Raw genomic sequence first — 15,507 nt, forward strand, 5'->3', positions numbered from 1 at the left:
GGGCTCGTTGGGTGGCGATCTGTGCGCTCTTTCTCTGGGTGGCATGGGCCGCAATGGTGCAGTCGGCTATCGCTGGTCAGCCGGTGGACCCCGAGGTGGGCGAACTTCGGCTGGACCGTGCCGAGGATGGCCTCTACCTCAGCACCACACTGCAATTTGTGCTGCCGGAGCTCGCCGAGGATGCGCTGTACAAGGGCATTCCCATGTTCTTCGTGGCCGAGGCCCAGGTTTTGCGAGACCGCTGGTACTGGTCTGACCGCCAAGTGGCTGAAACCACCCGCTATCTGCGGCTAAGTTATCAGCCGTTGACGCGACGTTGGCGTCTGAACATCTCCCCGGTACCTTTCACCAACAGTGGCCTGGGGGTGGTTTTGGGTCAGAATTTTGACAGTTATGCCGATGCGTTGTCGGCCATTCAGCGCATTTCGCGATGGAAGATCGCTGAACGCGATGTGATTGAGGCAGATGCCGTCCATACGGTCAATTTCCGGTTCCGGCTTGATATGTCGCAGTTGCCCCGACCCTTCCAGATCGGTGCCGTCGGGCGCTCGGGCTGGAATCTCCTGGTGTCCCGCAGCCAACGCCTGGCTGCAGAGACCTTCGCCAAGTGAGCCCTCCAGAGTCTTCTCAGACGGGAGCTTCCGCGTCGGCCCATGCCGCCGCACGCCAGTCGCGCGCCGTGCGCTGGGCCGTGGGGGTTGGAGCCGCCATCATGTCGGCCATCGGCATGGTGCTGTTGTTCCTTCTCACCCTGGCCACCAACAACCGCGCGCTGTACGAGCGCAACTACGCCTGGCTTTTTGGCGTGAACGTTTTGGTGGCCGTGCTGCTGCTGGCCGTGCTCGTGTGGGTGGCAGTGCGGCTGGGCATGCGCTTGCGCAAAGGGCGCTTTGGCAGCCGACTGCTGGTCAAGCTTGCAGCCATCTTTGCGCTGGTGGGGCTGATGCCGGGGCTGCTGATCTATGTGGTGTCCTACCAGTTTGTCACGCGGTCCATTGAGAGCTGGTTCGATGTGAAAGTGGAGGGCGCTCTGTCAGCGGGGGTGAACCTGGCCCGTGTGTCGCTGGATTCGCTGGCCGCCGACATGGCCTCAAAAGCGCGCAATGCCAGTGCCCAAGTGGCGCAGGTGCCCGATGCTGCGGCTGGTCTGGTGTTGGAGCGCATCCGCGACCAGCTGGGAGCCACCGACGTCGTACTCTGGAATGCTGCGGGCCAGGCGGTAGCCAGTGCAGGCCAATCGCGCTTTAGCCTGAACCCCGACCGGCCCGGCGTGGCGTTGCTGCGCACCGTGCGGCAGCAGCGCGCCACCGCGCAGATCGAGGGCCTGGACGATATTTCGGACCCTGCCGCAGCACAGAATGCGCGCGTGAAAGTGCTGGCGCTGGTCAGCAGCCCCAGCGTCGGCTTGCTCGTGGAGCCCCGATACCTGCAGGCCACATTGCCCCTGCCGCCTGCGCTGGTGGCCAACGCCATCGCCGTGCAGGAGGCCAACCGCGAATACCAGGAGCGAGCCTTGGCCCGTGGGGGGCTGCGGCGCATGTATGTGGGCACGCTCACGCTGAGCCTGTTCCTGGCTGTCTTTGGCGCCGTGTTGCTGGCGGTATTGCTGGGCAACCAGCTGGCCCGCCCGCTGCTGGTGCTGGCCGAGGGGGTGCGCGAGGTGGCGGCTGGCAATCTCAGCCCCAAGGCTGCATTGCAGGGCAAGGATGAGCTGGGTGGACTTACACGCTCTTTTGCACTGATGACCCAGCAGTTGTCCGACGCCCGCCATGCCGTGGAGCAGAGCATGGGCGAAGTCGATGCCGCACGCGCCAACCTGCAGACCATCCTGGACAACCTCACGGCCGGGGTCATCGTGCTGGATGCCCAGGGCTTGATCCGCTCGTCCAACCCCGGTGCCACCCGCATCCTGCGCGCACCGATGGCGGCCTATGAGGGGCGTCCCCTGTCCGAAGTGCCCGGGCTCGCCGAGTTTGCGGCGTCGGTGCAAGGGCACTTCGACGCTTTCCTGGGCGACCACGAACGCCATGGACTGGACCACTGGCAGCAGCCTTTTGAGCTGCATGCGTCTTCTGGCGGCGTCGGGCAACACGCTACCAGCCTCGTCGCGCGGGGGGCGGAACTGCCCGATTCGGCCAGACTGTTGGTTTTTGACGACATTTCGGAAATTGTTTCCGCCCAGCGCGCGCAGGCTTGGGGTGAGGTGGCGCGGCGCCTGGCGCACGAAATCAAGAACCCGCTTACGCCCATCCAGCTGTCTGCGGAGCGGCTGGAAATGAAGCTCTCTGGCAAGCTGCCCGGCCCTGAACAGGCCATCCTCGCCAAGTCCGTCAAGACCATCGTGGATCAGGTCGATGCGATGAAGCGGCTGGTCAACGAATTCCGCGATTACGCACGCTTGCCTGCTGCAGAACTCCATGCGCTGGACCTCAATGCCCTGGTGGCCGACGTGCTCCATCTCTACGGCGAAGAGAACGCCGCCGTGCGCGTAGAAGCCGAGCTGGACCCGCGCTGCCCCTCTATCGCAGGCGATGCGCAGCAGCTGCGGCAGGTTGTGCACAACCTGCTGCAAAACGCGCAAGACGCCACCGAGCAGGCGCGCGCTGGAACCTCGGAGCCCGTCCCCCCGGTACGCATCAGCACTCGCTGGAGTGAGTCCTCGCGCCGCGTGCGGCTCACGGTTTCTGACAGCGGGGGGGGCTTTCCTGCGCACATCCTGCAGCGCGCCTTCGAGCCCTACGTCACCACCAAGCCCCGGGGCACCGGCCTGGGTCTGGCCGTGGTCAAAAAGATTGCCGATGAGCACGGTGCGCGCATTGACTTGTCGAATCGGACCGAAGATGGCGTATTGCGGGGGGCCCAAGTGTCGTTATCATTCGCCCCTGAACCAGCGGTGGCGTCATAACAACACCGCCCCGCAGTACCCCAAGGCGCTTCAACACACATGGCAAACATTCTGGTGGTCGACGATGAGCTCGGCATTCGTGATCTGCTGTCGGAAATCCTGAACGACGAAGGTCACAGCGTAGACCTCGCAGAAAACGCCACCCAGGCGCGCACGGCCCGGGCAGGCAACACCTACGACCTCGTGCTGCTCGACATCTGGATGCCGGACACCGACGGGGTTTCGTTGCTCAAGGAATGGGCCACAGCGGGCGTGCTGACCATGCCCGTGATCATGATGAGTGGCCACGCCACCATCGACACCGCCGTAGAGGCCACCCGGATCGGCGCCTTCTCGTTTCTTGAAAAACCCATCACCCTGCAAAAGCTGCTCAAGGCGGTGGAGCAGGGCCTGGCACGCAACGCTGCCCACCAGTCCGCCCCGGTGGCTGCTGCCCCAGCGCCCGTCCATACCCCGGCCGACCCCACGTTTTCGCAACTGCCTACTGTGTCGGCCATCATGGCTGGCGTCGAGGCTGGCCCGCACGCGCACCAAGGGTTTGACCTGGACCGCCCCCTGCGCGAAGCGCGCGATGGGTTTGAAAAAGCCTATTTCGAATTCCACCTGGCCCGCGAAGGCGGTTCCATGACGCGCGTGGCCGAAAAGACGGGCCTGGAGCGCACGCACCTTTATCGCAAGCTGCGCCAGCTGGGTGTCGATCTGGGCCGGGGCAAACGCGGGTAGGCTTGCAAGAAATTATTGGCGGTTTCGCCAAAACGGCATTTTTTTCTGGTTATAATTTGAGGCTCAGGCCCGGTAGCTCAGTCGGTAGAGCAGAGGATTGAAAATCCTTGTGTCGGTGGTTCGATTCCGCCCCAGGCCACCAAATATGATGCGCCCCAGCGCCCGAAAGGGTTCTGGGGCGTTTCTACTACCGAATCGGTTCTTTCTACAACTCTTCCTGTTCCGCCATGGATGCAGTTCGAGACCTCCTCGCCTCATTTCAGACCTATCTGAAAGATCGGTTGGCCAACCCTCTGTACGTTTGCTATCTGATAGCGTGGGGCGTGCTGAATTTTCGGTTGCTTTTGGTGTTGTTCGGCGACCAGTCGACAGCTGAAAAAATCACTTACATCGATACGCGGCTTTATCCGGAGTGGTGGCATTGGGGATGGTTTGCGTTCGCCTATCCTCTCTTGGTCGCGGTCACATTCGTACTGATCAGTCCATTTGTACATCGGTGGGTCACGTGGTTTCTCAAGGAGCGTGAGAAGAAAACAATTGAACTCCTTTTGGAAGTGGCCGGGGAGACTCCACTGCCTCGAGCTTCAGCATTGCGCTTGAGGGAGGCGCTAACGTCCGAGCGTCGGCGTCGGATTGATGAGGTCCGCACCCTGTCTGAGAAATTCGAGGAGGTGGAGGCTCAGTTGGATCTGGCGCTATCCCAGAAAAAGGAGTTGGAAGAAAGACTCGCGCAAACGGGGTCTAGTGCTCAAGATTCCGACTCTCTGGGTGCTGAGCAAAAAAGTGAGCAGGTCGTAGATCCAGACGAACCGGAGAATCAAAGCGTTGAGCGGAAGTTCAGTCTGCAGGAGGATGACTTCTATGGAGTTGCTCAGGGAACCGTTGGGTCGCTGGCTCGGCGAGGATTGACAGCCGATCAAGCGATGGCACTTTATGCAGTTCGCAATAAGCGGAGGTTCACGGGGGAGATGTTAGCTGCGCAGTTTCCTGGCGCTGAGCCTCACTTGGTCGCTACCCTTATAGATCAACTATTGGGTCTAAAACTGATCTTTCGGGATGCTAGCGCCAATGGAGTTTTCGAAGTAACTTCCGCTGGACGACAAGCTTTGAGCGCCATCCTCCAGCGGGGTTTTGTGCCTCATAGCCCTTCAGCGTAGCGGTCTGACGAGTTCTCCTTGTCGAGCGCGAATGTAGTGCTCGGTCATTTCTCGATTCTTGTGGGCCAGCAGTTTCTGAGAATGGGCCAGGTCGCCAGTGTCGGTGGCCGCCTTCGCTCGAATGTCCCGGAACTGGAAATCCACCTTCGCCAGCGTGCGCGCCTTGTCAAAGCGTGAGCGCAGCGCCCCCTGGGTGAGCGGCTGTCCGTTCTCGTCCTGAATCAGAAACGCGCTGATGGCCTTCCTGGGCCGTTGGTTGATGCGTTCGATCACGGCGGCCAGCTCGCCCGTTATCTCGATGCCCAGGCGTGTCCCGGTTTTGTTCTGCACAATCCACAAAGCCCCATCCCGAATGTCGGTGCACTTGATCTTGAGCACATCGGCCGGCCGCTGTCCCGTCAGCAAGGCAATGTCCATCGCATCTACCACTGTGCAATGTGCGTTAGCCCGCACGCGGTCGAATTCCTCATCGGTGACATAGCGCGAGCGCCCCGTTTCCTTGAAGCCCTTCACGCCCTGGCAGGGGTTCTGCGCCGTGGTGAAACCCCACTCCCGGGCCTTGTTGAATATGTGCGAGAACAGGGCTTTCTCGCGGTTGGCGCGCACCTTTGCCACCTGGCCGCGCAGGTCCATGTACTGGCGGATGTGCATGGGCGCGATGGCCTCGATGGGCATGTGGCCGAACACGCGCAGCAGGTTGGCGAGTTCCTTGTCGTTGTCGCGCCGGGTCTGCACGCTCTTGGTGGGGAACACCTCGCGCACGTACCGCCTAGCCACCACCGAAAAAAGCCGCGTTGATTCGTCGTCTCGCACACCTTCACGCAGGGCCCACAGGCGCAGGGCTTCGGCCCGGTCGTTGGAGAGCTTGCTCCACACGCGGGGCAGGGTGCCGCTCACGTGGTACCAGACATTGCCCTTGCGGTGGAAGCGCGGTGGGTCATCGAAGTTGGATTGTCTACGACGCCCCATTACGCCCCCTGCAGCGCCCGGAAATTGGGCTGGTAGCCCTGTTCCTCGGGGGCCCCGCAACCCAGCATCTTTTCAGCGTATTTGCGTGCCACGATGGCTTGACGATTGCCGTTGATCTCAAAGCGCCAGCCCTTGGTGCGCAGCCATTGCACTTGGCGCGATGGCAGTCGAAAGCCGGTGAGCGTGCTTACTTCGTCGGGTGTGAGGAATAGGGGATCGCTATTCATGGTGCCGCAGGTGCAAAAAGGTTCGGGCGTCCAAGGCACGAGTAGGGCCCTGCGACGTTTTTCATTCCCCCGATGTATTCGAAAACCTTTTGCGCAGTGATGCGCTTGCCGCTGATGGACACCCGCCAGGGCGTTTGCACGCAAACCCCCGAAGCCCGATCCACCAAGCCAACACCTTTAATCCGCACAAATTTGCTGCCGACTCCGGCGAGATGCTTGAGCCATGTGGGCAGGTTGAACCATTGTCGAATCTGCTGAGCGACCGGGACGAATCCGCCTGCTCCGTGAAGTCGAGCACCCTTCGGAAGTCCGCCCTCGATATCCAGCTTGCTGACGTATTTGCAGAGATATCCGATAGGGCGCTTGGCCCACTCGATTCGTGTGCTTCCATGGGGCCACCATCCTTGTTTGTCGGGTTTGGGGAGAGTCAGGCCCTTGGGGAGCCAGATAAGCACGTGGTAGTGCAAAGCGCCTCGTTGTTGAAGCTCTGCAACCCAGACGTACAACATGCGATAGCCTCGGCGCTGCAGCCATTGGCGGATGTGCTTGACCAGCAGGGAGATATGGCAAGGCTCGAACGCGTCGACATCGCGGTAGGTCAGCGTGAGCATGGCCGTGCGAGTCCTGAATCCGGACCACGGCTGTTGGAACAAGTGGGCAGCAGTGAGGACTGAACGTCGAAGGCGTGTGAGTCGTGCCTTCTTCTGATCTATCTCTACTTCGTCTGGACTGAGCGTGTCACTTGTTTTAATTGAGACAAGCCCAGCAGGCGCTTGCGCGCCCGCCGCGCGCTCCGCCTGCGCGCCGGCGCCCGCAGGCGCCCTGCTGCCGGTCGTTGGTGTAGATAAAGGGAATTTCATGTCCCCTATTTAAAGGGGATTTGAAACTCCAGTCAAGGGATTTGTAGTTCCCTTATTCGGTCAGCTCGCGCTTGTCGATGGGGAGCGCTGGCTTATCGTCGCCAGAAACCAGCTTCCAGAAGTTGGATGCGGCCTGAATCAGCGCGTAGGCATTGGTTCGATCCGCATCCGGACCGAACTCATCGAACACTTCCGTGATCTTGATGCCCAGAAGCGTTTCGTACTTCTTGATCGTCTTCTTGCTGTGAATCAGCTGCAGCACCTTCCAACCGTAGTGGAAGCCCATCATGTACATGCCCAGGGCCGATTCCAGCTCATCGATCCGATAGCCGCCAGCGCGTATAGCGTTATCCATCAGCGCGTAGCGTTCCGCCGCCTGCTCTTTGGTGGCGATGGGTGTTTTGCGTGGCTTGGGTTTGCTGGGCATCGGCTAAGGATAGCAGGGAAGGGGACATCATGCCCCCTGTCAGCGGTGCTTGTTCCGCAACGATTTCTGACGAAATCGATGCGGCTATGTAGGTGGTTGGCCAACGTCCGCGGTGCACCTGATATCGAACGTGGGTTGCCCACTCGGCCGGCGTTTGAGCACTCCGCCTACCCTCGTGACGGTGGAAGTTGCAGAACCAGCATGCCGCAACCAGATTCCACTGGGAATCGCTTCCCTTCTCTACTTTCGGGATTAAGTGCTCCGCTGTGCAGCGGTTTATTGCATCTGAGGCGGTTGCCGGTGCCATGGGACGCTGGCAATAGTAGCAAAGGCCTTGTTGTTGGTGAAATGCGCGCTGGCGTCGCTGACGAAGGTTGGGCATTGTTTAGCTCCGAGAAAATGCACTAAGAACTTCCGCGAGGAAGTCACGAGGTGCACGCCCGGGCTGAGCCACAAGAACGCGCTGGGGGGCGGCTCTGAGAGCCAACCAGACAGTCTGCTGATGCAGACACTTCACCAGTTAGGTGAGCGGTAAAAATTTAACAATACTCGTGCGGATCGTCAAGTCTCCGACCTTCTACAATCGCCTTCCTTTTTCGAATTTCGCCTTTGAACCCATCCATGCGGAGTAAAGGTGTTTGTAGACAGTATTTTTCGCAAGTCTTTGATTTCAAGGGCTTTTGTTTGTGGATTGAAAATCCTTGTGTCGGTGGTTCGATTCCGCCCCAGGCCACCAAATAAAAGCCCTTGATTTTTGCTAATCAAGGGCTTTTTCCATTCTGCATGCGGTGTCCACGGCGCTGGGTCGTGCCTCGGAGGGGCTCTGGACGGGTCTCCTGTCGCGCCACCAAGCTGCCCAGAGCATTCTTCTCGCCGCAGCACCGCATCCGATGTTTGCGTTCACCGAGGCTGTGGCGGGTGTGCGTTGAACACTTCCTCATCGCTTCGACACTTCACCCATGCCCCTCCTGAAGGACACCACCCTCGGTATCGACTTTGGCACTTCCAACTCCGCGATGGCCGTGCGCCAGGGGGCGGGGTTGGCGCGGATGATTGCGCTGGAAGGGAGTGCGCACACACTGCCCACTGCACTGTTCTTCAACGCAGAGGATCACCGCACGCACTTTGGTCGCGATGCCGTGGGCCAGTATCTGGCGGGCACCGAGGGGCGTCTGATGCGGTCGCTCAAGAGCCTGCTCGGTAGTGCGCTGCTGCAGGACAAGACGGCGGTGCACAACAAGATGGTGAGCTACCAGGACATCATCAGCCTCTTCTTGCGCATGCTGGTGCAAAGGGCGCGCGATGAGCTGGGCGGCATGCCTGCCCGGGTGGTGATGGGGCGGCCGGTGCATTTTGTGGATGGGGATGCCGACCGCGATCAGCAGGCGGAAGATGCGTTGCGCCAGGCTGCGCTGGATGCGGGGTTTGCCGAGGTGTCGTTCCAGCTGGAGCCGATTGCCGCAGCGCTGGACTACGAACAGCGCATCGCGCAGGAGTCCCTGGTGCTGGTGGTGGACATTGGCGGCGGTACCTCGGACTTCACGGTGGTGCGGCTGGGGCCGGAGCGCATGGCGCGCGCCGAGCGCGGCAGCGATGTGCTGGCCACCACCGGCGTCCACGTGGGTGGAACCGACTTTGACCGGCGGCTGAGCCTGGACCTGTTGATGCCCTTGCTCGGGTTTCGGCACACCGGGCCCACGGGGCGCGAGGTGCCCAGCCGGGTGTTTTTTGACCTGTCCACCTGGCATCTGATCCAGTGGCTGTACTCGCCGCGCGCGCTGCGCGATGCGCAGAACCTGCGCACCGATTATTCCGATGCACGGCTGCACGCGCGGCTCATGCGGGTGCTGCACGAGCGCCTGGGGCACCGCATGGCCAACACGGTGGAGCAGGCCAAGATTGCGGCCTCGCTGGCCGATGCCGAAGCGCCCATGCCGCTGGACTGGATCGAGGCCGGGCTCGGTGCCGCCGTGACACCGGAGGGACTGGCGCAGTCCCTGTTGCAACCCCTCGAACAGGTGGTCGCCTGCGCGCAGGAATGTGTGCAGCTGGCGGGCTTGGGTGTGCAGGGGCTGGATGCAATCTATCTCACCGGGGGCTCGTCGGCCCTGCGGCCGCTGCGGCAGGCGCTCAAAGCGGCGTTTCCCGACACTCCGCAGGTGGAAGGCGATTTGTTTGGCGGGGTGGCGGCCGGGTTGGCGGTGTCAGGGCGATAGATCCGGAGGGGGCGGCGGCACCAGGGCCGGTGGTGGATTCGCTGTGGCGGATGAAATGCTATTAAAAATATAGCTATCAGCGCTTGTCCATCAAGCGCTAGGTGCCAATTTGACCTGAAATCCGAGGTGTTATCAGCTCCCGGCGTCGCCTGCTTCGTCCTCATCTTCCCCGCTCGCGCCGCTGCGCTTCCACGCCAGGGCCGTGTCGTACAGCACATTGCGCGATGCACCCGTGATCTCGGCAGCCAGGCGCACGGCGGTTTTCAGCGGCAGCTCCTGCACCAGCAGGCGCAACACCCGCAGGCTGGCGCCATCGTCACTGGCCACCGCCACCGGGTGCAGCAGCACCACAAACTCGCCGCGCGAGCGCTGGGGCGCGCCGTCCAGCCACGCCGTCAGCTCACTGGCGGGCCGCGTGGTCACTTCCTCGAACTGCTTGGTCAATTCCCGCGCCAGGGTCACCGGGCGATCGCCCAGCACCGCCAGGGCCAGGGCCAATTCGTTGATGCGGTGGGGGGCTTCGAGCAGCACCACGCAGCGCGGCTCGTGGGCCAGCTGCTGCGCAATCACCGTGGCGCGCTCCGCGTTCTTCACGGGCAGAAAGCCCGCAAACACGAAGCCGCCATGCTCGGTGCTGTGGGCCACGGCACCGGCCACGCTCAGCGCCGTGGTGATGCTGCTGGCGCCGGGCAGGGGCACGGCACGCAGGCCGGCCGCCTGCACGGCGGCTACCAGCCGGGCGCCGGGGTCGCTCACGCCAGGCGTGCCTGCGTCGCTCACATACACCACGCGCTGCCCCTGCTGCAGCCGCTGTACCACGTTCTGGGCGGCCTCGGCCTCGTTGTGCTGGTGCACGGCCAGCAGCTGGGCGGCACCTTTGTCGATGCCGTAGGCGCGCAGCATGGACTGCGTGTGGCGCGTGTCTTCGCAGGCCACGGTGTCGGCCATTTGCAGCACGTGCAGCGCGCGCAGGGTGATGTCGGCCAGATTGCCAATGGGCGTGGCCACCACGTACAAGGCGCCCTCGGGATAATGCTGCGCAGCCGCCGCTTCGCGCGCGGCGCCCTGGGCTGAAGCGAAAGATGCGCTCAATGAAATTCCTTGGAAAGAGAAAACCGGCGGGGGGCTCTGGCCCGGCTGCCCCTGCCGCCACCACGCGCGAACGCGGCAATGTGGCGGAGGACCAGGCCCTGGCCCATCTGCAGGCGGCTGGCCTGCAACTGGTGGTGCGCAATTATCGGACGCCCGGGCGCGGCGGTGGCGAGATTGACCTGGTGATGCGCGAGCGGGATGGCACGCTGGTGTTTGTGGAGGTGCGCAGCCGGGCGGGCAGCGCGTTCGGCGGCGCGGGGGCCAGCATCAGCGTCACCAAGCAGCAGCGCATCATTTTTGCGGCCCGGCACTACCTGCTGCGCCTGCCATCACCGCCGCCCTGCCGTTTTGATGTGGTGCTGGTCGAGGCTTCGGTGCAGTGGCTCAAGGCGGCCTTTGATGCGCAGTGACCCCATCCGTTCCCTGTCCCCCATTCGGGCTCCAACGCAATGCCAGTGACTACGGTTTGCTACAAAAGCTGTAACACGCGGCGGGTATCATCGAGCCCTCATGCTTGAGCAACGCATCCAACAGCATTTCATCGACAGCGCCGACCTGAAGTACCAGGCCGCGCAGGTTTTGAGCCACCCCATCGCCGCCGCCGTGCAGGCCGTCCTGGCCTGTGTGACCAGCGGCGGCAAGGTGCTGGCCTGTGGCAACGGCCCCTCGGCCGCCGAGGCGCAGCAGTTCGCTGCGTTTTGCGTGGCGGGTTTCGAGCGCGAACGCCCCGAGCTGGCAGCGCTGGCCCTGACCTCCGACAGCACGCTGCTGACGGCCGCCACAGGAGGTACCCACGACGCCGCCCAGCAGTTTGCCCGCCAGGTGCGTGCGTTGGGCCAGGCCGGTGACGTGCTGCTGGCCCTGTCGGTGTCCGGCAACGACGCCAACCTGCTGGCCGCTGCCGAAGCCGCCCACGAGCGCGACATGACCGTGGTGGTGCTGACCGGCCGCACCGGCGGCAAGCTGGCCGCCATGCTGCGCGAAACCGACGTGTTGATCAGCGTGCCCCACGACCGCGCAGCCCGCGTGCGCGAAGTCCATGCCCTGGTGCTGCATTGCCTGAGCGATGGTGTGGACGCCCAGTTACTTGGTGAACAGGAGAATCCGCTATGAAGCAAACAACCATGAACCGTACCCAGCGCACGGTGTGCACCGTGCTTGCCGCTGCCGCCCTCGCTGCAGGCCTGTCGGCCTGCGCGCCGCTGATCGTCGGGGGCGCCGTAGTGGGTGGCGTGATGGCCGTGGACCGCCGCACGGCGGGCACCCAGATCGAGGATGAAGGCATCGAACTGCGCGCGGCCAACCGTATTCGCGAGACTTTTGGCGACCGCGTGCACGTGAACGTGACGAGCTACAACCGCCAGGCCCTGCTGACGGGCGAAGTCCCCAATGCGCAGGAGCGCCAGGCCGTCGAGCAATTGGTGTCGCAGGTGGAGAACGTGCGCTCGGTGGTGAACGACCTGACCATCACCACCTTCTCCAGCACCCTGAGCCAGCGTTCCAACGACACCTTCATCACCGGCAAGGTCCGCGCCAGCCTGGTGGACGCGCAGGACATCTCGGCCAATTCCTTCAAGGTGGTGACCGAGCGCAACGTTGTCTACCTGATGGGCCGTGTGTCGCAGCGCGAAGCCAACCGGGCCACCGAGATTGCGCGCGGGGTGAGCGGCGTGAGCAAGGTGGTGCGTGTGTTCGAGATTGTCTCGGAAGAAGAACTGCGCCGCATCGCTCCGCAGCCTGCACCCGTCACCACGGATGACACCAAGCCCTCTGGGGGCTGAAGATCGTTTTCAGCCGGCTCGACAGCCTGCACAACTGGTAGATCAAAAAAATCCCGGCTCGCACCACGCAACCCGGGATTTTTTCTTGGGGACTCCGCACCGCGCGCGGCTGCGTGAAACTGGCGTGGCCGAGGCCAGCACCCCCGCGCAAGGGCCGCCAAGCTGCGAATGCAGAGTTGCACTTGCGGGCGCTGGGGGAGGGCGCGAAGCGCCCACGGGGTGCTTTATTTCAACCGCTGGATGAGGGACGATGTATCCCAGCGGTTGCCTCCCATTTTCTGCACATCGGCATAAAACTGGTCCACCAGGGCCGTCACCGGCACGCGTGAACCGTTGCGCTTGGCCTCATCGAGCACCAGGCCCAGGTCCTTGCGCATCCAGTCCACGGCAAAGCCAAAGTCGAACTTGCCGTCCACCATGGTCTTGCCACGGTTGTCCATCTGCCAGCTTTGGGCGGCGCCTTTGCCGATCACGTCGAGGACCTGTTTCATGTCCAGCCCCGCGTTCTGGCCAAAGGCCACGGCCTCGGACAGGGCCTGCACCAGCCCGGCAATACAGATCTGGTTGACCATCTTGGCCAGCTGGCCCGAGCCACTGGCACCCAGCAGCGTGAAGGCACGCGAGAACGCCATGGCTACGGGTTGGGCTGCCTCGAAGGCTGCGGCATCGCCGCCGCACATCACGGTGAGCAGGCCGTTCTGCGCGCCAGCCTGGCCGCCCGACACGGGGGCATCCACAAACTGCAGGCCCAACGCCTGGGCGGCTGCGTACAGCTCGCGCGCCACCTCGGCCGATGCCGTGGTGTGGTCCACAAAAATCGCACCCGGCTTCATGCCCGCAAAGGCGCCGTCCGCACCCAGCGTCACAGAGCGCAGGTCATCGTCGTTGCCCACGCAGCAGAACACGATGTCCGCGCCCGCAGCGGCTTCGCGCGGCGTTGCAGCGTGTTTTGGCGCATTGGCGCTTGGATACTCTGCGCACCAAGCTATTGATTTAGTAGCGGTCCGGTTGTAAACCGTCACCTCATGCCCGGCCAGTGCAAGGTGTCCGGCCATCGGGTAGCCCATCACACCCAAGCCCAGAAAGGCGACCTTGCGGGAAGGGGTGGCGTCGTAGTTGCGGGGGTTGGTGCTTGGCATGGAAATGGTTCTTGTGAGAAAAGGCCGCCATGTCGACGGCGTTTGAAACTGGCGCGGCCTGGGCCAGCGGACGCCGTGGAACTGGCTTTGCCAGGCCACTGGCGTCGTCCCCCTTCCCGCGCCGCGCGAGAGAAGGGGGAAGCGGCGCAGCCGCTCAGGGGGTTGTCACACGATCGCGAAATGCTCGGTACCCGAAGCCAGGTCTGGCGACTTGGCGCGCTGGCTGTTGAGCTTGATCTGCAGGCGCAGGTCATTGAGCGAGTCGGCGTTGCGCAGCGCGTCTTCGTAGCTGATCACGTTGGCCTCGTACAGGTCGAACAGCGCCTGGTCAAAGGTCTGCATGCCCAGGTTGCGGCTCTTTTTCATGATCTCCTTGATCTCGGAGACATCGCCCTTGAAGATCAGGTCGGAGATCAGCGGCGTGTTCAGCATGATCTCCACCGCAGCCGCACGGCCCTTGCCGTCCTGCTTGGGGATCAGGCGCTGTGAGACCATGGCGCGCAGGTTCAGCGACAAATCCATCAGCAACTGCGCGCGGCGCTCTTCAGGAAAGAAGTTGATGATGCGGTCCAGCGCCTGGTTGGCGCTGTTGGCGTGCAGCGTGGCCAGGCACAGGTGGCCGGTTTCGGCAAAGGCCACGGCATGTTCCATCGTCTCGCGGTCGCGGATTTCGCCCATCAGGATCACGTCGGGCGCCTGGCGCAGCGTGTTCTTGAGGGCCGCTTCCCAGCTGTCGGTATCCAGCCCCACTTCGCGCTGCGTGACCACGCAGTTCTTGTGTGGGTGCACGAATTCCACCGGGTCTTCCACCGTGATGATGTGGCCGAACGAGTTCTCGTTGCGCCAGTCCACCATGGCGGCCAGCGTGGTCGATTTGCCCGAGCCCGTGGCACCCACCAGGATGCACAGGCCGCGCTTGGTCATCGTCACTTCCTTGAGTACCTGCGGCACGCCCAGGCCGTCGATGGTGGGCAGCGTGAGCGGAATCGTCCGCATCACCATGCCCACGTGTCCTTGCTGGATGAAGGCGTTGACGCGAAAGCGGCCGATGCCGGAGGGCGAGATGGCGAAGTTGCACTCCTTGGTGCGTTCAAAGTCGGCCACCTGCTTGTCGCTCATGATGGCGCGCGCCAGCGTGAGCGTGTGGTTGGGGGAGAGGGGCTGGGGCGACACCTTGGTCACCTTGCCATCCACCTTGATGGCGGGTGGAAAGTCTGCGGTGATGAACAAGTCGCTGCCGTTGCGGCCCACCATCAACTTGAGCAGGTCATTGATGAATTTACTGGCCTGATCGCGTTCCATCAGAAGTTCTCCCGGGGCTGTTCGTCGGCTGGACGATCATTGATCTTGTCGTGGCGCATCATTACTTGTGGTTGTCGCTCAGGCGCGCACTCACCACACGCAGGCGCAGCGACAGCTTGCGGGCCAGCAGTGCAATCAGGCTGGCTGCAAGCTGCGGGTCCTTGGTCATCATGTCGTCCATGGCTTCGGCGCTCAGCACGGCGATCTCGCAGTCAGTGAGCGTGGTGCAGGCCGAAAAGCGGATGCCGCTGTCGAGCAGCGACATCTCGCCCAGGATGTCACCGGGCCGCGTCTCGGCCAGGCGCAATTGCTCGCCCCAGGGCTGCACACGGTCCACGGCGATGGTGCCCGTGAGCAGCACCACCATGAAATTGCCGTACTCGTCCTGGCGGATCACATCGCGGTTGGACGGGATGGCCGCAAATTCGAAGAAGCGCTCCATGCGCTCCACGGCGTCCTTGTCCAGGTGCGCCATGTATTTGTCCTTGGCCCACAGACCTTGCAGCAGCTTGCCGCCTCGGCTGGTGGGCAGGCGTTTGGCGCCTACTTCCACGGCACGTGCCTCCCAGGGCACCAGCATCGAATCGTCTACGCCCTGGCCTGCAAAGGCCGTGGAGAACAGCACGGAATCCGTGTGGTCTTCCGCAGGCTTGCCGCCCCGGGTTTTCATTTTCAGAAGGCTCAGAATGCCTTTCATATCGGGCTCCGG

17 protein-coding genes and 1 tRNA gene are annotated in these 15,507 nt (G+C 62.8%); 9 read left to right on the top strand and 9 right to left on the bottom strand.

Translation table 11 applies throughout. From position 1 onward, the window contains the following. The first annotated feature begins 53 nt into the window (after window positions 1-53). The 5 genes from ACT89O_RS02345 (at window position 54) to ACT89O_RS02365 (ending at window position 4,785) form a co-directional block, all read left to right on the top strand. Window positions 54-611 (top strand): DUF4390 domain-containing protein, encoded by a 558-nt coding sequence (locus tag ACT89O_RS02345; RefSeq protein WP_487262808.1) that lies wholly within the window; start codon window positions 54-56, stop codon window positions 609-611. Further along, complete coding sequence (locus ACT89O_RS02350) at window positions 608-2,905, top strand: sensor histidine kinase (protein WP_121422030.1); 2,298 nt, start codon at window positions 608-610, stop codon at window positions 2,903-2,905. Before ACT89O_RS02345 ends, ACT89O_RS02350 begins: the two co-directional genes overlap by 4 nt. A gap of 39 nt (window positions 2,906-2,944) precedes the next feature. After that, window positions 2,945-3,628 carry a response regulator gene (locus ACT89O_RS02355; protein WP_487261695.1) on the top strand — a complete coding sequence of 228 codons (684 nt, stop codon included), beginning with the start codon at window positions 2,945-2,947 and terminating at the stop codon, window positions 3,626-3,628. 66 nt (window positions 3,629-3,694) lie between these two features. After that, a tRNA-Phe gene (locus ACT89O_RS02360) sits at window positions 3,695-3,770 on the top strand. An 85-nt stretch (window positions 3,771-3,855) separates the two neighbouring features. Further along, the gene (locus tag ACT89O_RS02365) at window positions 3,856-4,785 is read left to right on the top strand and encodes a hypothetical protein (protein WP_487261696.1); all 930 of its coding nucleotides are present in this window, start codon (window positions 3,856-3,858) and stop codon (window positions 4,783-4,785) included. Here ACT89O_RS02365 and ACT89O_RS02370 read toward each other — a convergent pair. From ACT89O_RS02370 to ACT89O_RS02390, 5 genes are all read right to left on the bottom strand, one after another. Next, complete coding sequence (locus ACT89O_RS02370; RefSeq protein ID WP_487261697.1) at window positions 4,777-5,754, bottom strand: tyrosine-type recombinase/integrase; 978 nt, start codon at window positions 5,752-5,754, stop codon at window positions 4,777-4,779. The genes ACT89O_RS02365 and ACT89O_RS02370 overlap by 9 nt on opposite strands. Next, entirely contained in the window at window positions 5,754-5,981 is a 228-nt protein-coding gene (locus tag ACT89O_RS02375) for a DUF4224 domain-containing protein (protein WP_487261698.1), read from the bottom strand. Before ACT89O_RS02375 ends, ACT89O_RS02370 begins: the two co-directional genes overlap by 1 nt. Continuing rightward, window positions 5,978-6,592 carry a rolling circle replication-associated protein gene (locus tag ACT89O_RS02380; protein WP_487261699.1) on the bottom strand — a complete coding sequence of 205 codons (615 nt, stop codon included), beginning with the start codon at window positions 6,590-6,592 and terminating at the stop codon, window positions 5,978-5,980. Before ACT89O_RS02380 ends, ACT89O_RS02375 begins: the two co-directional genes overlap by 4 nt. Before the next feature lie 301 nt (window positions 6,593-6,893). Next, window positions 6,894-7,268, bottom strand: coding sequence for a hypothetical protein (locus ACT89O_RS02385; protein ID WP_487262909.1), 375 nt, complete (start codon window positions 7,266-7,268; stop codon window positions 6,894-6,896). Beyond that, complete coding sequence (locus ACT89O_RS02390; RefSeq protein ID WP_487261700.1) at window positions 7,189-7,650, bottom strand: HNH endonuclease; 462 nt, start codon at window positions 7,648-7,650, stop codon at window positions 7,189-7,191. Before ACT89O_RS02390 ends, ACT89O_RS02385 begins: the two co-directional genes overlap by 80 nt. A gap of 577 nt (window positions 7,651-8,227) precedes the next feature. Here ACT89O_RS02390 and ACT89O_RS02395 point away from each other — a divergent pair. Then, a complete protein-coding gene (locus tag ACT89O_RS02395; protein ID WP_487261701.1) occupies window positions 8,228-9,484 on the top strand; it encodes an Hsp70 family protein in 1,257 nt (418 codons plus the stop codon). Window positions 9,485-9,616: 132 nt separating this feature from the next. On the opposite strand, the gene rsmI is transcribed toward ACT89O_RS02395, so the two are convergent. Further along, window positions 9,617-10,576, bottom strand: coding sequence for a 16S rRNA (cytidine(1402)-2'-O)-methyltransferase (gene rsmI, locus ACT89O_RS02400; protein ID WP_487261702.1), 960 nt, complete (start codon window positions 10,574-10,576; stop codon window positions 9,617-9,619). Here rsmI and ACT89O_RS02405 point away from each other — a divergent pair. The 3 genes from ACT89O_RS02405 to ACT89O_RS02415 all read left to right on the top strand — a co-directional run bounded on the left by ACT89O_RS02405 (window position 10,576) and on the right by ACT89O_RS02415 (window position 12,357). Next, complete coding sequence (locus ACT89O_RS02405; RefSeq protein ID WP_055398398.1) at window positions 10,576-10,986, top strand: YraN family protein; 411 nt, start codon at window positions 10,576-10,578, stop codon at window positions 10,984-10,986. The two genes, rsmI and ACT89O_RS02405, sit on opposite strands and share 1 nt — an antisense overlap. Before the next feature lie 100 nt (window positions 10,987-11,086). Then, entirely contained in the window at window positions 11,087-11,689 is a 603-nt protein-coding gene (locus tag ACT89O_RS02410) for an SIS domain-containing protein (RefSeq protein ID WP_055398399.1), read from the top strand. Further along, entirely contained in the window at window positions 11,686-12,357 is a 672-nt protein-coding gene (locus ACT89O_RS02415) for a BON domain-containing protein (protein WP_055398400.1), read from the top strand. Before ACT89O_RS02410 ends, ACT89O_RS02415 begins: the two co-directional genes overlap by 4 nt. A gap of 224 nt (window positions 12,358-12,581) precedes the next feature. Here ACT89O_RS02415 and ACT89O_RS02420 read toward each other — a convergent pair whose 3' ends face one another. From ACT89O_RS02420 to ACT89O_RS02430, 3 genes are all read right to left on the bottom strand, one after another. Next, window positions 12,582-13,496, bottom strand: coding sequence for an NAD(P)-dependent oxidoreductase (locus ACT89O_RS02420; protein WP_487261703.1), 915 nt, complete (start codon window positions 13,494-13,496; stop codon window positions 12,582-12,584). A gap of 165 nt (window positions 13,497-13,661) precedes the next feature. Beyond that, a complete protein-coding gene (locus ACT89O_RS02425; protein ID WP_055398402.1) occupies window positions 13,662-14,798 on the bottom strand; it encodes a PilT/PilU family type 4a pilus ATPase in 1,137 nt (378 codons plus the stop codon). A gap of 61 nt (window positions 14,799-14,859) precedes the next feature. Further along, window positions 14,860-15,495, bottom strand: coding sequence for a Crp/Fnr family transcriptional regulator (locus tag ACT89O_RS02430; RefSeq protein WP_055398403.1), 636 nt, complete (start codon window positions 15,493-15,495; stop codon window positions 14,860-14,862). Window positions 15,496-15,507 lie beyond the last annotated feature (12 nt).

This window comes from Acidovorax sp. NN32 (assembly GCF_057597245.1).

Coding starts and splice junctions, on each gene's coding strand:
- ACT89O_RS02345 (WP_487262808.1), top strand. CDS start 54: ATGGTGCAGTCGGCTATCGCTGGTCAGCCGGTGGACCCCGAGGTGGGC.
- ACT89O_RS02355 (WP_487261695.1), top strand. CDS start 2,945: ATGGCAAACATTCTGGTGGTCGACGATGAGCTCGGCATTCGTGATCTG.
- ACT89O_RS02365 (WP_487261696.1), top strand. CDS start 3,856: ATGGATGCAGTTCGAGACCTCCTCGCCTCATTTCAGACCTATCTGAAA.
- ACT89O_RS02370 (WP_487261697.1), bottom strand. CDS start 5,754: ATGGGGCGTCGTAGACAATCCAACTTCGATGACCCACCGCGCTTCCAC.
- ACT89O_RS02375 (WP_487261698.1), bottom strand. CDS start 5,981: ATGAATAGCGATCCCCTATTCCTCACACCCGACGAAGTAAGCACGCTC.
- ACT89O_RS02380 (WP_487261699.1), bottom strand. CDS start 6,592: ATGCTCACGCTGACCTACCGCGATGTCGACGCGTTCGAGCCTTGCCAT.
- ACT89O_RS02385 (WP_487262909.1), bottom strand. CDS start 7,268: ATGCCCAGCAAACCCAAGCCACGCAAAACACCCATCGCCACCAAAGAG.
- ACT89O_RS02390 (WP_487261700.1), bottom strand. CDS start 7,650: ATGCCCAACCTTCGTCAGCGACGCCAGCGCGCATTTCACCAACAACAA.
- ACT89O_RS02395 (WP_487261701.1), top strand. CDS start 8,228: ATGCCCCTCCTGAAGGACACCACCCTCGGTATCGACTTTGGCACTTCC.
- ACT89O_RS02405 (WP_055398398.1), top strand. CDS start 10,576: ATGAAATTCCTTGGAAAGAGAAAACCGGCGGGGGGCTCTGGCCCGGCT.
- ACT89O_RS02410 (WP_055398399.1), top strand. CDS start 11,087: ATGCTTGAGCAACGCATCCAACAGCATTTCATCGACAGCGCCGACCTG.
- ACT89O_RS02415 (WP_055398400.1), top strand. CDS start 11,686: ATGAAGCAAACAACCATGAACCGTACCCAGCGCACGGTGTGCACCGTG.
- ACT89O_RS02420 (WP_487261703.1), bottom strand. CDS start 13,496: ATGCCAAGCACCAACCCCCGCAACTACGACGCCACCCCTTCCCGCAAG.
- ACT89O_RS02425 (WP_055398402.1), bottom strand. CDS start 14,798: ATGGAACGCGATCAGGCCAGTAAATTCATCAATGACCTGCTCAAGTTG.
- ACT89O_RS02430 (WP_055398403.1), bottom strand. CDS start 15,495: ATGAAAGGCATTCTGAGCCTTCTGAAAATGAAAACCCGGGGCGGCAAG.